Origin of the sequence: Pseudomonas cyclaminis, assembly GCF_015163715.1 — a bacterium.
GTDB classification, from domain to species: Bacteria; Pseudomonadota; Gammaproteobacteria; order Pseudomonadales; family Pseudomonadaceae; genus Aquipseudomonas; species Aquipseudomonas cyclaminis.
Map to the genome: position 1 here is coordinate 19,594 of NZ_JADDUM010000030.1, position 15,114 is coordinate 34,707.

Annotated in this window: 10 protein-coding genes and 2 pseudogenes; 9 read left to right on the top strand and 3 right to left on the bottom strand. The window is 60.0% G+C overall.

The window, feature by feature from the left end:
* The first annotated feature begins 97 nt into the window (after nt 1-97).
* Nucleotides 98-910, top strand: a complete 813-nt coding sequence (locus tag IQK56_RS04340) for a class I SAM-dependent methyltransferase (RefSeq protein WP_122305677.1) — start codon at nt 98-100, stop codon at nt 908-910.
* A gap of 152 nt (nt 911-1,062) precedes the next feature.
* Here IQK56_RS04340 and IQK56_RS04345 read toward each other — a convergent pair whose 3' ends face one another.
* Nucleotides 1,063-1,449, bottom strand: a complete 387-nt coding sequence (locus tag IQK56_RS04345) for a TIGR03067 domain-containing protein (protein WP_193863504.1) — start codon at nt 1,447-1,449, stop codon at nt 1,063-1,065.
* 342 nt (nt 1,450-1,791) lie between these two features.
* Here IQK56_RS04345 and IQK56_RS04350 point away from each other — a divergent pair, with 342 nt between their 5' ends.
* Both IQK56_RS04350 and lpxO read left to right on the top strand, forming a co-directional pair.
* Nucleotides 1,792-3,108: a Wzz/FepE/Etk N-terminal domain-containing protein gene (locus IQK56_RS04350; RefSeq protein WP_193863505.1), complete on the top strand. Its 1,317-nt coding sequence runs from the start codon at nt 1,792-1,794 to the stop codon at nt 3,106-3,108.
* A gap of 250 nt (nt 3,109-3,358) precedes the next feature.
* A pseudogene (lpxO, locus tag IQK56_RS04355) lies at nt 3,359-4,257 on the top strand (lipid A hydroxylase LpxO).
* Nucleotides 4,258-4,275: 18 nt separating this feature from the next.
* On the opposite strand, the gene ligD reads toward lpxO, so the two are convergent.
* Both ligD and ku read right to left on the bottom strand, forming a co-directional pair.
* Entirely contained in the window at nt 4,276-6,744 is a 2,469-nt protein-coding gene (gene ligD / locus IQK56_RS04360; RefSeq protein WP_193863506.1) for a DNA ligase D, read from the bottom strand.
* A gap of 24 nt (nt 6,745-6,768) precedes the next feature.
* A complete protein-coding gene (gene ku, locus IQK56_RS04365; protein WP_122305672.1) occupies nt 6,769-7,596 on the bottom strand; it encodes a non-homologous end joining protein Ku in 828 nt (275 codons plus the stop codon).
* A gap of 184 nt (nt 7,597-7,780) precedes the next feature.
* Between ku and IQK56_RS04370 the strand changes: the two genes are divergently transcribed.
* From IQK56_RS04370 to IQK56_RS04395, 6 genes and pseudogenes are all read left to right on the top strand, one after another.
* Nucleotides 7,781-8,095, top strand: a complete 315-nt coding sequence (locus IQK56_RS04370; RefSeq protein WP_150676596.1) for a hypothetical protein — start codon at nt 7,781-7,783, stop codon at nt 8,093-8,095.
* A gap of 11 nt (nt 8,096-8,106) precedes the next feature.
* Nucleotides 8,107-9,255, top strand: coding sequence for a PQQ-dependent sugar dehydrogenase (locus tag IQK56_RS04375; protein WP_150676597.1), 1,149 nt, complete (start codon nt 8,107-8,109; stop codon nt 9,253-9,255).
* A gap of 179 nt (nt 9,256-9,434) precedes the next feature.
* Nucleotides 9,435-10,843: pseudogene (gene gabP / locus IQK56_RS04380) on the top strand (GABA permease).
* Nucleotides 10,840-11,898, top strand: a complete 1,059-nt coding sequence (gbdR, locus tag IQK56_RS04385; RefSeq protein WP_425274642.1) for a choline metabolism transcriptional regulator GbdR — start codon at nt 10,840-10,842, stop codon at nt 11,896-11,898. Before gabP ends, gbdR begins: the two are co-directional and overlap by 4 nt.
* A gap of 212 nt (nt 11,899-12,110) precedes the next feature.
* A complete protein-coding gene (locus tag IQK56_RS04390) occupies nt 12,111-14,096 on the top strand; it encodes a methyl-accepting chemotaxis protein (protein ID WP_193863509.1) in 1,986 nt (661 codons plus the stop codon).
* Between the two features lie 17 nt (nt 14,097-14,113).
* Nucleotides 14,114-15,034, top strand: a complete 921-nt coding sequence (locus IQK56_RS04395) for a substrate-binding domain-containing protein (RefSeq protein ID WP_122305666.1) — start codon at nt 14,114-14,116, stop codon at nt 15,032-15,034.
* Nucleotides 15,035-15,114 lie beyond the last annotated feature (80 nt).

The window sequence follows — 15,114 nt, forward strand, 5'->3', positions numbered from 1 at the left end:
GGGGCGTGGGTTAAGTTTCGCCTGTTGCCCGGGGTTTTAATCTGCGGGCATCTGCCGTATTTTTTGTGCCCCGCCGTATGACATATCTGGAGACGCAATGGACATGCCCTCAGCTCAACAGGCAATTGCCTGTAACAAGGATGCCTGGGACCAATCTGCCAGCCTGCATAAAACCACTGACACCTGGCGCGCGATGCTCAAGCGTGTCGGGAATGCAGATTTTTCCTGCCTGGACCCCACTATTACCGGGGTGCTGCAAGACATTGGTGTCGCCGGTAAGGACGTGGTGCAACTGTGCTGCAACAACGGTCGCGAAAGCTTGTCGCTGTTCGCCCTGGGCGCTCGCTCGGTGGTGGGGGTGGACCAGTCCGCGGCGTTTCTCCAGCAGGCGCGTGAGCTTGCCGAGGTGTCGCCCCATGCGCCTGAATTTATCGAAAGCGATATCCACCACTTGCCGCAGCGTTTGCATGAGCGCTTCGACATCGCGCTGGTCACCATCGGCGTGCTCGGCTGGATGCCGGATGTGGCGCTGTTCATGCGCCATGCCGCCAGCACCCTGAAGCCCGGCGGTACGCTGGTGATGTATGAAACCCATCCGTTTCTGGAAGTGTTCGACCCCAGGGCGCAAAACCCGTTGTTGCCGGCCAGTTCGTACTTTCAGCAGGAGCCCTTTGTGCTGCAAGAGTCGATTGTCTATGAAGGCCAGGGCGCAGTAGCCGGGCCGACGTCCTACTGGTACGTGCACACCTTGGGCGACCTGGTAAACGCCGCGATTGGCGCAGATTTGCAGATCAGTCATTTGCAGGAATATGCGCACTCCAATCGTGAAGAACTCTACGATCAGTACGAGCACCAACCGGCGCAACTGCCGCTGTGCTTTACCCTGACCGCCACCAAACGGCCTGCCTGATCCGCCTGCCTGATCCGGTTGTGCCCAGGCAAAAAAAAGCCCGCTAAGAAAGGCGGGCCTAAGGGATTCACTGGAGTAGGTAGGCCTCAGCTTATAGCGTTGAAAGTGAAGGCTTGGTGAAAACGCTGTCGCAAGTTCGGATGGCCCAGGGTTCAGGCGCGCCGTATGAAGCTGCGCATGGTCTGGCCTGCACCCGTCGTGAATGAGACGGGCCTGGGCATGCCTTCATCCGCGGCAATGAACACAAATGTATCGCCTTCGAGGCGGTAGCTGGCTGGCAGGTGCTTGCCGGCATCATCCCCGATGGAGTCCACCCAGGTGATGCTTTTGGGAACGGTAGTGCCGTCGAGGAAAAACCGGCCCTCCAGCAGCACATCACCACCGATGGTCTTTACCTCGAAACGGTCGCCCTTGATCACGGTAGTTGCGCCCGGAGCGCTGTGCGCATCGACGGGGTTGAGTACGCCGCTGTCCTCCAGTGAGGTTTGTTCCCAGGTTCCTTGGAGCGCTTGAACATCCGGGTCTGAAATGGATGACATACAAATTCCTTTTTGCTGAAGGGTTAATTGCCGGCTGGCATGGAAGGTGCTGAGTTTTTTTCCTGTGTTATGCGAAGAGTATGTAGGAGGCGTCCTGTTTTTAGCTTTTTTTGTAACTTTTCCTTTGTTGAACGGTCTTTAACGTTACTTTGCCAGCCCGCCGCATAACGTACCTTCTATGCTCGTGGACAACCGCGTCACTGAAATGAAACTTCTCGCTGCTTATGATGGGGTGTGAGGATTCAGTCACTCGGGTGGTGGACGTTGCCCCCTGTTTATACGGTTGTTATTCAGGGCTGTGTTTTTAGGCGCTGAATTTCAACTCATCAGGGTGTACGAACTTTGAACAACGCTCCTCAGCTGCACCAACATTCGGCATCGGATGAAATTGATCTCGTTGAACTGCTTCATGCAGTATGGAAGCAGAAAAAACTGGTCATCGGTTGCACGATACTGGTTGGTCTCCTGGGAGTAGGTTACGCGTTTCTTGCGCCCAGGGTTTACCAGGTCAGCAGTGTACTGCGGCCAGCGGCGATCAATGAGCTGGATGCCCTCAATCGTTCTGAGGTCTACGAGTTGCCGCCGGCCGACGCGTTGGCCAAGGTCGGCGCACAATTGGACTCCTATGAGGCCCGGCTGGGCTTTTTCAGGGCCAACCCCGCACTTTTCGAAGCCTTCCAACGCCCTGGGCAAAGCCTGGAGCAGAGCTTTGATGAGTTCAACCGCAATGGCATCAACCTGGTGATGCCAGATTTGAAGAAGCCTGACGTAGCCAACGCTTACCTTCGCCTGGAAATGCAGTACCCCAAGGGGGTTGATGGTGCGGCCATTCTTAACGGACTTGTCGACTACGCCATTGCACAGGAGCGCAATCAGGTCGGGGCCGACCTCAAGGTTATTGTCAATAACCGCCTCAACGAACTCAAGGGTAAGATCGACGCCGCGCGTGCCAACTACGAGGCGGCTAAAGCATCGAAGATCGCCATGCTGCTGGAGTCGGATCAAGTAAAACGCGCACGTTTGCAGGATGAACTCACGGCGTTGCGTTTGCAGATGAAGATCGAGCGCACCAATCGCCTTGCGGAACTGGCCGAGGCTATCTCCATTGCCAAATCCGTTGGCTTCAAGACCCCCACCACCCCCTCATCCATGGGAGGGAGCACGCTGAACGGCTCGAACCCGACCATGCGCACCGTGGTAACTAATCAGAAGACCCCTTTGTACTTCATGGGCACCGAAGTGCTTGAAGCGGAGCGGGCAGCGCTGCAAGGGCGCACCGACGACGATTTCACCAACAGCAGGGTGGCCGAGATCTCCAAGGAACTGCGCATGCTCGACACAAACCGTGAAGTCGAGGTCCTCAATAACCGTAAAAATGGCGATATATTCCTGCGCGATGTTGAACGGCTGTGGGCGGAAGAGGCGCGGTTGCGCGGCCTGAATATCGATATGAGTGGGCTGAAACTGGTCACTGTGGATCGTCGGGCACAGCCGCCGCTGTACCCGATAAAGCCAACGGTGAGCATTATCATCGCACTGAGCGTATTGGCGGGGCTGCTACTGGGCGTGTTCGTCGCATTGATTCGGCATTTCGTGCAGGCTCGGCGTGCAGTTGGGCCGTTTTCGGTGTTCGATGATCGCGAGTCGCCGCGTCAATAGGGCGGGCCGTTACACGGGCAGCCTGTCGAGGCAGCTGCCGAGGACATTCTGTAGACAGCTTTTCACAATTCTTGGTTAACTTTTAGTTACAGAATATGGCTAAATAACTACCAATGGCCATGGAACTGCTTGTCATCAAGCCGCTCCTGGTGCCTGTCTGTGAATTGTGATTTCAGGTGCTGCTATCCATCCTCGGCCGTCGTGGGCACGCAGGAGCAGCCTGTTCTCTACTGACGTGTGACGAAATCCCTTGAAACTGATCATTGTTGTCCTCTATGTCGCCTCCATCGCGTATGTACACCTGCGTGGCCGGGTGCGGCACAAACTGGGTCGCCAACTGAGTGATCATTCGACCTTCCTGGCTCCCATCAACTGCTTTCTGTACCTGTTCTCCAGGCTGCCCGGCCGCCCGTATATCTCGCCCAGCGATTTCCCCGACCTGAGCCCCTTGCAGGAGCACTGGGAGGAGATTCGCGAGGAAGGCCAGAACCTGATGCGAGCAGGGGCGATCAAGCGTTCCGACCAGTACGATGACGTGGGCTTCAACTCGTTTTTCAAGTCGGGCTGGAAGCGGTTCTACCTCAAGTGGTATGGCGACAGTCACCCGTCGGCAATGAAACTGTGCCCGCGTACCACCGAGTTGGTGCAGAGCATCGGTTCGATCAAGGCCGCGATGTTCGCTGAGCTGCGCCGGGTTCCAAGCTGGTGCGCCATCGCGATCCCTACGCCGGCTCCTACCGTTACCACCTGGGCCTGGATACGCCGAACGATCCGGGCTGCTACATCAACGTGGACGGGGAAAACTATTACTGGCGCGACGGTGAGCCGGTGATGTTCGACGAGACCTTTATCCACTACGCCGAAAATACCACGCAGCAGAACCGCCTCATCCTGTTCTGCGATGTCGAGCGCCCGATGAAGTACCGCTGGGCGGCGGCATTCAATCGCTGGTTCAGCCGCACGGTGATGGCGGCGGCAGGTTCGCCCAATGACGCCGGCGACAAGACTGGCGGTCTCAACCGCGCGTTTACGCGGCTGTACAAGATCCGCCTGCGCGGCAAAGAGCTTAAAAAACGCAACCGCACGCGTTACTACCTGGAAAAATGGGCGATTTTCGCGGCTTTGGCGCTGATCTTCGTGCTTATCTAAAGTTCGCTCCGGGTGCCCTCACTGCGGTGGCTGGGCACCCAATTTGTCCCACATTTTCTTGCTGATCTTCTGTCGGTGGGCATAACCCGCCCACGGGTCTTCCTTCAGTTCCTGCAAGCGTTGATGCAGGTTGGTCACCGTCCACTGCTGCGCGCCGCGCACTTGCGGCAATTCCTTGCGACTGACCGGTACCGACACCGGCAGCCCAGGGCGCGCCCGTACCGAATAGGCCGCCACGGTGCTCGCGCCGCGTGCATTGCGCAGGTAGTCGATAAAGATCTTGCCGACACGGTTTTTCGGCCCGGACGTGGCGGTAAAACGCTCGGGCAGTTGCTGGGTCATGAATTGGGCAATGGCTTTGGCGAACGCTTTTACCCTGTCCCAACCGTCTCGACGCGCCAGCGGCACGACCAGGTGCAGACCTTTGCCGCCGCTGGTTTTGACGAACGCTTCAAGGCCCAGCTCGTCCAGTACCGACAAGGTTAGCTGCGCCGCCTCCAGCATGCTTTTCCAGGGCAGCGCCGGGTCCGGGTCGAGGTCGAGTACGAACAGGTCAGGGGTTTCGATCTTGTCCGAGGTGGCGCCCCAGGTATGAAACTCGACGGTGCCCATTTGCACGGCGCCGACCAGGGCCTGGGAGCTGTCGATTTCCATCAGCCGTGCATGGCCTGGGTCCAGCGCGGCGTCCAGGTGCTTGATATGGGGAATCGCCAGGCGCTCTGAGTGTTTCTGGAAGAACTGCTCGCCTTCGATGCCTTCCGGGGCCCTCAGCAAGGACACCGGGCGATGGCGCAGGAAGGGCAGAACCCAGTCGCTGATACCTTCATAGAAGTGCGCCAATTGCTGCTTTTGCGTGCCGCTGTGTGGGTCTATCACCCGCTCAGGGTGGGTGATCTTCAACACGCTCCTGGCTTTAGGGGCTTTCAAGGATTTGGACTCCTGCGGCTGCTCATGCACGATCTGCGCGGCGGGCTTATCGCTGCGCATGCCGATAAAGGCGGCATGGCGCACCACACCTTCACGGGTCCACTCGGCAAACTGCACTTCGCCGACCAGCGTCGGCTCCACCCACTGCACGCCTCGCGCCTGGGCACTGGTCAAGGCTTTGTGCAAGGGCGAGGTTGTGCGGGCCCGCGCCTTGAGCTGCGCGTAGATAGCGTCCAGCGAGGCCTGATCAAAACCGGTGCCCACGCGCCCGGCGTACCTCAGCCCGCTGTCGTCATTCACCGCCAGCAACAAGGCGCCAAAACCGCTGCGCGACCCCTGGGGGCGGGTGTGCCCGACAATCACGAACTCCTGTCGCAACCTGCATTTGAGCTTGATCCAGTCGGCACTGCGCGTGGATGTGTAGGGGCTGCCCATGCGTTTGCCGATCACGCCTTCCAGGGCCAGGTTGCAGGCACTCTGCAAAATGTCCTGATGATGGGCAGTGAAGGCTTCGGAAAACCGCAGCAGCTTACTCTTGCTACCGGCCAGCGCGGCCTTGAGTTCGGCCCGGCGGTCTTCCACGGGCGCCTGGCGCTGATCACGGCCCTGCAGGAACGGCGCATCGAACAGGTAATAGACAAGGTCCAGGCTACGGCCGCTGTCGAAGGCATTTTGCAGGGCCTGGAAGTCCGGTAACCCTTCAGGGTTGAGGCTGACCACTTCGCCATCCAGCCAACTGTCCTTGAGCTTGAGGGCTTGAAGAGCCTTGACCTGGCGGGGCAGGCGCTCGGTCCAGTCATGGCCGTTGCGGGTAAACAGCCGGACCTCGCCGTCGAGGATACGCGCCAGCAGGCGGTAGCCATCAAACTTGATTTCATACTGCCAGTCGCCGTCGGGTGCGCGGTCTACCAGGGTGGCCAATTGCGGGGTGAATTGCGCAGGCACAGCAGTGGTTTTTTGCCTGGCTTTCGCATTGGCCTTGGACTTGGAGGGCGCGATGGAGGCATCGCTGAGCACACTTCGCGGTTCGGCCTGCACGATGTCGTAGTCGGCAGCGGGGCGGGCCTGTTGGTCGTTCTCTTTGATCAGCAGCCATTGCTCCTTGTCACCGCTGCCTTTCAAGCGGGTGCGCACCAGTGCCCAATCTCCCGAAAGTTTTTCGCCCACCAGCGTGAACTTGAGTTTGCCTGCGGCGTAGGCCTTGTGTGGGTCGTCATGGGGTTGCCAGACTCCACGGTCCCAGACAATCACATCGCCAGCACCATATTGACCGGCCGGAATGCTGCCTTCAAAACTGCCGTAGCCCAGTGGGTGGTCTTCGACGTGCACCGCCAGGCGTTTCTGGCTGGGGTCGAGGCTGGGGCCTTTGGGCACGGCCCAACTTTTGAGCACACCGTCGAGTTCCAGGCGAAAGTCATAGTGCAGGTTGCGCGCGTCGTGCTTCTGGATCACGAATGACAGCGCCGACGCCTTGCGCTTGCCGGTGGGCGCCTTGCCCGAAGGTTCAGCGGTGATCTCGAAGTCGCGCTTACGGTTGTATTTATTCAGGGGCTTTGCCATGGGGTTCTCCGCGTGCTGGCGGGCTCAAGAGGCCTTTTTCCTGGTGGTTTTCTTCGCCGCCGGCTTACCGGCCAGGCTGCGTTTGAGCAGTTCGGTCAGGTCGATCACGTCGGCCGACTTGCGCTCTTCGCCGCCTTCCTGGGATTCCACGTCTTCGATCTTGCCGGCCTTGGCCTTCTTCGCCACCAGCGCCATGATTTTTTCCTGAAAGCTGTCGCGGTAATCGTCCGGCTGCCAGTCGGCGCTCATGTCCTCCACCAGACGCTTGGCCATGTCCAGTTCACCCTTGGCCAGGGACGGCTTGGTCACGTCGCTGCCCAGTTCCAGTTCGTCCAGGCTGCGCACCTCGGCGGGCCAGCGCAGCATCACCAGCACCAGGGCCGAGTCCAGCGGCATCAGCGCCGCGAGGTGCTGCTTGGTGTGCAGCACCACATTGGCCAGGGCGACCTTGCGCGTTTTCTTGAGGGTTTCGCGCAGCAATGCGTAGACCTTGCCACCGCGTTTGTCCGGCGCGAGGAAGTAGGGTGTATCGATGTTTTGCAAGGGGATCTGGTCGCTGGCGACGAAGGCGATGATTTCAATGGTCTGGGTGGACTTGGGGTGGGCCGAGCGAATCTCTTCTTCGCTGAGCACCACATAGCGGCCCTTCTCAAACGCTACGCCCTTGACGATGTGCTCTTTGGTGACTTCCTTGCCAGTGGTCTTGTTGATGCGCTTGTAGCCCACCGGGTCCATGCTGCGCTTGTCCAACCAGTCGAAATCCACGCCCTGGGCGGACGTGGCCGAGACCAGCGACACCGGGATATGAACCAAACCGAAGCTGATGGCGCCTTTCCAGATAGCCCGTGGCATATGAGCGATTCCTTGATCAGAGACTGTGTTCGGCTGACTCGCAGGCGCTGGAAAAAGTTTCCCCGGACAGATGCGCGGACAGATCGTGTTACACCTGATAAGGAAGTATTTAGTTACCAAAGCCGAACCCCAGGCGTAGCGTGGTATCGAACGCAGGTACTCCTCGCCCCAGAGAGGCTTTGTCATGATCACCCGTGTGCATCAACTTGCAGCGCTGGCGTTGGGCCTGGCACTTGCCGCCACCGCCCAGGCGCAGAACTTGCCTGGCAGCAACAGCACCAACAATGGCCCCATCCACCGGGCCAACCCCAACAGCATGCAGGGCACCCAGCCCAATGCGCCGGCGATTCGCGGCACCCAGACCGTGCCGACTCCGCGCACGCCGACCCTGGAAAACGGCGGCATCGGCAACCGCTATCCCCAGCGCGAGGCCGCGCCGAGTCGCCCGGCCACCGAGCCCAAAGCCCCCACGTTTGATGCCAACGGCAATCGCCGGTAAGGACTTGTCTTATGTTTATACGCAAAACCCTGTTAGCCATTATGTGCGCGACGACCCTGACCACGGTTTACGCCGCCGATTCGCAGCAATTCCCCAGTGAACAAGGCAGCCTCAGCGTCACTGCGGTCGCCAAAGGCCTGGACCACCCCTGGGCCGTGGCGTTTCTGCCGGACCAGCAAGGTTTCCTGGTGACCGAACGCCCCGGCCATCTGCGGGTTGTCAGCCCGGATGGCAAGCTCTCGGCACCTCTGAGCGGGGTGCCTGAGGTGTGGGCGAAGGGGCAGGGCGGTTTACTCGATGTGGTGCTCTCGCCTGACTTCAAAGAGGACCGCACGGTCTACCTGTCGTACGCCGAAGGCGGCGGCAAAGGCGGCACGGCCGGCACGGTGGTGGGCCGCGGACGGTTGGCGGCGGACCTCAGTGGCCTGAGCGATTTCAAAGTCATCCTGCGCCAGGAGCCGAAGCTGTCCACCGGCAATCACTTCGGCTCGCGCCTGGCCTTTGACCAGGATGGCTACTTGTTCGTGACCCTGGGCGAAAACAACGACCGGCCCACCGCCCAGGACCTGGACAAGCTGCAGGGCAAGGTTGTGCGGATCTACCCCGATGGCCGCGTGCCGGATGACAACCCCTTCGTCGGTCAGCCGGGCGTACGGCCCGAGATCTGGTCCTACGGCCAGCGCAACCCGCAGGGCCTGGCGCTGAACCCCTGGAGCGGCACGATCTGGGAAAACGAGCACGGGCCACGGGGTGGTGACGAGATCAACATCATCGAGCGTGGCAAAAACTACGGCTGGCCCCTGGCGACCCACGGCATCAACTACTCCCTGACGCCGATCCCGGAGGCCAAGGGCAAGACGGCGGAAGGCACCGTGGCGCCTCACCATGTGTGGGAAAAGTCACCGGGCATCAGTGGTATGGCGTTCTATGACGGTGATCGCTTCAAGGCGTGGCAGCACAACGTGTTCATCGGCGCGCTGGCCAGCCAGGAACTGATCCGGTTGCAGTTCGAGGGCGACAAGGTCATCCATGAGGAACGTTTGCTGGGCGGTTTGAAGGCGCGCATTCGCGACGTGCGCCAGGGGCCGGATGGCTACCTGTATGTGCTGACGGATGAAGACAGCGGCGTTCTGTACCGTGTCGGCCTGAATCAGGACTGAAGGATGGCGCCCAGTCCCTACAGTCCTGCGGCATTGTCGGTATCAGGCGATTGTATGACGCAATGAGGCTATTTTTGCGGTCGGCATGCCGCGTACTGTGACCCGTCATTAAGAAATGATGATCGCCTGACCCTCCAGTCAGTACGTCTTAACGTCGATCACAGAGAATAAAAACAACGATGAATAGCCTGACTTCCAAGGATTCAAACGGCCAATTGGCGCAGGGCTTCAAGCCGCGCCATGTGACCATGCTCTCGATTGCCGGGATTATCGGTGCGGGGCTGTTCGTCGGCTCCGGCCACGCGATTGCGGCAGCGGGCCCGGCGGTGATGCTGGCCTATCTGTTTTCCGGTCTGCTGGTGGTGCTGGTCATGCGCATGCTGGGGGAAATGGCCGTGGCCAACCCGGACACCGGCTCCTTCTCGACCTACGCCGACCAAGCCATCGGCCGCTGGGCCGGGTTTACCATTGGCTGGCTGTATTGGTGGTTCTGGGTGCTGGTGATTCCCATCGAAGCCCTCGCCGCCGGGCATATCCTCAACCAGTGGTTCCCCCAGATCGACGCTTGGCTGTTTGCCTTGTTGTCGATCTTTTTGCTGGTGATCACCAATTTGTTCAGCGTCTCCAAATACGGTGAGTTCGAGTTCTGGTTTGCCATGGCCAAGGTCATCGCGATCATCGGGTTTATCGGCCTGGGCGGTGCGGTGTTGATGGGCTGGATTCCCGAGCGCGAAGCCAGCGGCTTGAGCCGTCTGATGGAAGACCATGGCGGTTTCGCGCCCAATGGGCTGTCTGCGGTCGTCGGCGCCTTTATCACCATCATGTTCAGTTTTATCGGCACTGAAGCCGTCACGATTGCCGCCGCTGAGTCCAGCAACCCGGCGCAGAACATTGCCCGGGCGACCCGTTCGGTGATGTGGCGCATCGGCGTGTTCTACGTGCTGTCGATTTTGTGGTGATTTCCGTGGTGCCCTGGAATGACCCGCTGTTGGCATCGGTCGGCTCTTATCAGCGCGCGCTGGAGTTGATGAACATACCCCATGCCAAATTGCTGGTGGACGTGGTGGTATTGATCGCCGTGGCCAGTTGCATGAACTCATCGATCTACATTGCGTCGCGCATGCTCTATTCCCTGGGCAAGCGTGGGGATGCGCCAACCGTGGTGAAAAAGACCTCGGCCGCCAGTGTCCCACGGGCAGCCGTGATCGCCAGTACGGTACTTGGTGCCGGCGTGACCTTGCTCAGTTACTTCATGCCGGCCGGGCTGTTCCAGTTTCTGCTGGCCAGCTCGGGGGCCATTGCGTTGCTGGTGTACCTGGTGATCGCCGTTTCGCAACTGCGCATGCGCAAGATCCTGCAAGGTCGCAACATCGCGCTGACGTTCAAGATGTGGTTGTTTCCGTGGCTGACCTGGGTGGTCATCGTCTTCATTTGCGCGGCCTTGGGGGTGATGCTGTTGACCCCCGAACATCGCCTTGAAGTGTCGTCGACCCTCGGCCTGGCATTGCTGATTTCCCTGCTCGGCGTGATCACGGCGCGGCAACCCGAGCGGGTGCAGAAACCGCTAGCTGCCGCCTCGGGCTCATGAAAGTCCGGCCCGTCACCGCGGTCGTGTTTGTGCTGCTGGATCAGTTCACCTTGATCTCGTTGGCGTCTGCAGTAGAACCGTTGCGCATGGCCAATCAACTGTCGGGCCAGGAACTCTATCGTTGGCACACCGCCAGTTGCGACGGAAATCCCGTGTGGGCCAGCGATGGCATGCCGATCACGCCCGACGGTTCCATAGCCACCGTCCCCTCGGCCGATATCGTGTTCGTGTGCGGCGGAACGGGTATCCAAAGCACCGTCACCCGCGAACTGGTGAAGTGGCTGCGTACCCAGGCGCGCTATTCCAAGCAACTGGGCGGTATTTGCACCGGCAGTTGGGTGCTGGCGCAGGCGGCGCTGCTCGACGGCTTTGAGTGCAGCGTGCATTGGGAATGGCTGGCAGCGATGCAGGAGGCCTTTCCACGGGTAACCGTCAGCGCCAGCCTGTTCACCCTCGACCGGGATCGCCTCACCAGTTCCGGGGGCACCGCGCCCATGGACATGATGCTGCACCTGATCGGCCGTGAGCACGGGCACGAGCTGTCGGCGGCCATCTCCGACATGTTCGTGTACGAGCGTATGCGCAATCAGCAAGACCATCAGCGCGTGCCCCTCAAGCACATGCTGGGCACCCAGCAGCCGAAGTTGCAGGAAATCGTCGCGTTGATGGAAGCCAACCTGGAAGAACCGATCAACCTGGATCAGCTGGCGGCGTATGTGGACCTTTCACGCCGCCAGTTGGAGCGAATGTTCCAGAAGTACCTGCACTGCTCACCGTCGCGCTACTACCTCCGGTTACGGCTGATCCGCGCGCGTCAGTTGCTCAAGCAAACCCCGATCTCTATCGTCGAACTGGCGGTGCTCTGTGGCTTTGTGTCCACCCCTCACTTCTCCAAATGCTACCGCGAGTATTTTGGCGTGCCGCCCAGCGACGAGCGGTTGGTGGCGGCCGGCGGGCAGGGTGTTGGTACGAAACCGAGCCTGCCGCGTGCCGATGCCCATGCCGATGAGCGCGTTGGATCAGGCACGGGGCGAGGCGACGTTTGCCAGTGTTAAAAACCTGAAGTCCTGAGCGTTGTCGAGCGCCTGCGCTTGCGCGCATAGCCATCTACACAAAGCTTAAAGGCTGATACATGCCTCTGTGATGTGCGTCACCCCTCAAGTTTCCCGCTGCCCGGCCGATGAAGGCCTTAGCGTTGCGAGTTCTCTCCCTCGATGTACGCCCATGCTTCAGACCGCCTCACCAATAACAACTAAAGAGGGTAGCCATGACCATTTTACAGCGGGTGATCGGGGGCTTTGCGGTGCTTGTGCTGTTGCTGCTGACCATGGCCGGGATCAGCTATCAAAGCACGCACTCCATCAGCGAGCGTCTGGGCATTATCACAGGTCAATCGGCGCCGTTGAGTCGGGCAGCCAGTGAGTTGTACGTGCACATCCTGCGCGCAAATCAGGCGTTGCTGGCCATACTGATCAGCAACGACCTCAAACAGATCGACGCCGGCAAGCAACCATTCACCGACAGCCTTAACCAGTTCAATCGTTTACTCGAAAGCACCGCGGTGTATGTCGTCGACCGGGACGAGTTGAAGGCCAGTCTCGCCCAGCAGCGTCAGTTAGTGGGTGCTTACACCGAACAGGCGCAAGCCCTGATCGCCTCGCACCGTGAGCATGTCCAGCAACTCGCGCTGACGCGTGTGCTGCAAGGCTACAGCAGTGGCCAGGGTTCGCAGTTGACGGGTTACTTGCGTGACGAGATCGCCCGCGCCCGCAGTGCCGGCGACAACCAACAGGTCGCGGCGGCTGAAAAGCTGCTGTTGGAAGTCAACAAATCCTATGACGGCCTGGCCGCCCATGCAGCGACGCCCGCCATCGAAAACCTGCAACGGGTGCTGAACCTGCAGGACGAGGTCATCAGTACACGCCTCCAGGCGTTATTGGCCGTGGACCCCAGGGGTGGACGCATTGCCGCCGTGATGGTCAATCGTCTGCTCACGGACCTGACCGGAGCCGACGGTGTGTTCCATGCCTACCTGGCAGAGGCAAGACTGGGCACCCAGGTCATGCAGCAACGCAATACGGTGGAAGCCGCACTGCAATCGACCCTTGGCAAGATTGGCGAGTTTGGCAGCCAATCCCTTGAGGTCGCCAATCAAGCCCGGGACGCTGCCAACGCCACCATCGGCACCAGCCGCAGCCTGTTGTTGATCGCCTGTGTACTGGCGGTGCTGGCCGCTGTGCTGATCGGGCTCTGGGTGGCTTTCAGCCTGCGCCGGCCGCTGGCGGCGTTCCGCGAGGTGCTTAAACAACTGACGGCGGGTGATATGCGCGTCAGTTTCGACGTCTCGCGCAAGGATGAGTTTGGAGAGCTGGGCGGTTACCTCAACGAGCTGACCATTGCCCTGCGCAAAACCTTCCGTGAGCTGATCAGCTCCGCCGATGCCCTGGCGACCACGGCGGACAACAACGCCCTGAACAGCGAGCAAACTACCCGCGTGGTGGATGAACAAAAGGACCGGCTGCAATCGGCGGCCTCGGCCATGACTGAAATGGAAAGCACCGTGGAAGAGGTTGCGCGGCGCGCCCAGGACACCCGCAAGGCGGTGGATGACACCAGTGACCTCACAGATGAGGTGCAGGAGCGTGTGGCCGAGACCATCGTCAATATTCGGCGTCAGGCGGAGCAGGTAAACAAGGCCACGGAGGTCACCGACGAGTTGCAGAAGTACGGCCACACTATCGAGGGCATCGTGGTTGCCATTCGTACCATCGCCGAACAGACCAACTTGCTGGCGCTCAATGCCGCCATCGAAGCAGCGCGTGCGGGCGAGCAGGGCCGAGGTTTTGCCGTGGTTGCCGACGAGGTGCGCTCCCTGGCGAGTCGCACCCAGTCCTCAACCAGCGAAATCCAGGACATGATCGGCCGGATGCAGGAAACGATTCACTCCGTCGTCCAGGTGATGAACGAAAGTCAGGCGCAATCGAGCCAATGCGTGAACCTTGCCTCCGGTGCGGGGGAATTGCTGCACTCGATGAGCGCGGCGGTGGGCACGATTCGCGACATGAATATTCAGATCGCCGCCGCCACCGAGCAGCAGAGCGCCACCGTGGCGGAGACCAGTCGCATGGTCATCCAGATCAATGACTCAGCACAGCAGACCGCGCAAGGTGCCGAAGAATCGGCGAGCAGCAGCCAGCGTCTGTCGAGCATGGCCAAAGTGCAGCGTGAACTGCTTCATCAATTCAGCGTTTGATCCTCAGGAGCTAGAAAATGAACGCATGGTTGAAATGTTTCCTGGGATCGGCGCTGTTAACCACGGGCCTGGCCCAGGCGGCCACACCGCTGGTGGGCGTGGCCATGGCCAAGTACGACGATAACTTCCAGGCGTTGCTGCGCAATGGTGTGCAGCAGAAGTCGGCGGCGATGGATATCGATATCTTTATGGAGAATGGGCAGGACAATGCTGAATTGCAGATGCGTCAGTTCCGCAACCTGATCCACTCCAAAGTCGACGCGATCATCGTGGCGGTGGTCGATGGCAAGAGCACGGCGCAGATGATGCGCCTGGCGAGTGAAGCGAATATTCCACTGGTGTTCGTCAACCGTAATCCATCGCCTGAAAAGCTCACCGCCCGTGCGGCGTTTGTCGGTTCCAACGAACTGGAGTCAGGCACGTTGCAGATGGAAGAGTTGGCGCGCCGTGCCGGCTACAAGGGCAACGTGGTGATTTTGGTCGGCGACCCCGCCAATGCGTCCTCCCTGATGCGCACGGAGGATGTCGAAAAAGTCGTCGCCAAGTACCCGGACATGAAAGTCGTGCAGAAAAAAGTCGCCAACTGGGAGCGCAGCCAGGCTGCGACGGTGGTCATGGATTGGGTGAAGCAAGGCATCGATTTTTCGATTGTCGCCGCCAATAACGATGAGATGGCTATCGGCGCGATCATGGGCCTGGAGAAGGCCGGCAAACAGGCCAAGGATTACTGGGTCGGCGGCATCGACGGCACGTCGGATGGGCTCAAGCTCATGGCGGATGGAAAAATGGCGGTCAGTGTGTTCCAGGATGCCGTGGGGCAAGCGAGCGGCGCGGTTGAGGCGGCTGTTCATTTGGCGCGTGGCGAAGGGTTGGAGGCGCCGATTATCTGGGTGCCGTTCCAGCTGATTACCCCGGAGAATCGCCAGCAGTTCGAGTGACTGGCGGTGTGCATCTGCAAAAAAGGGCGGGCTCGGTTTAACCGGCCCGCCCTTTTTGCGCATGGAGCATTCTCGCTACT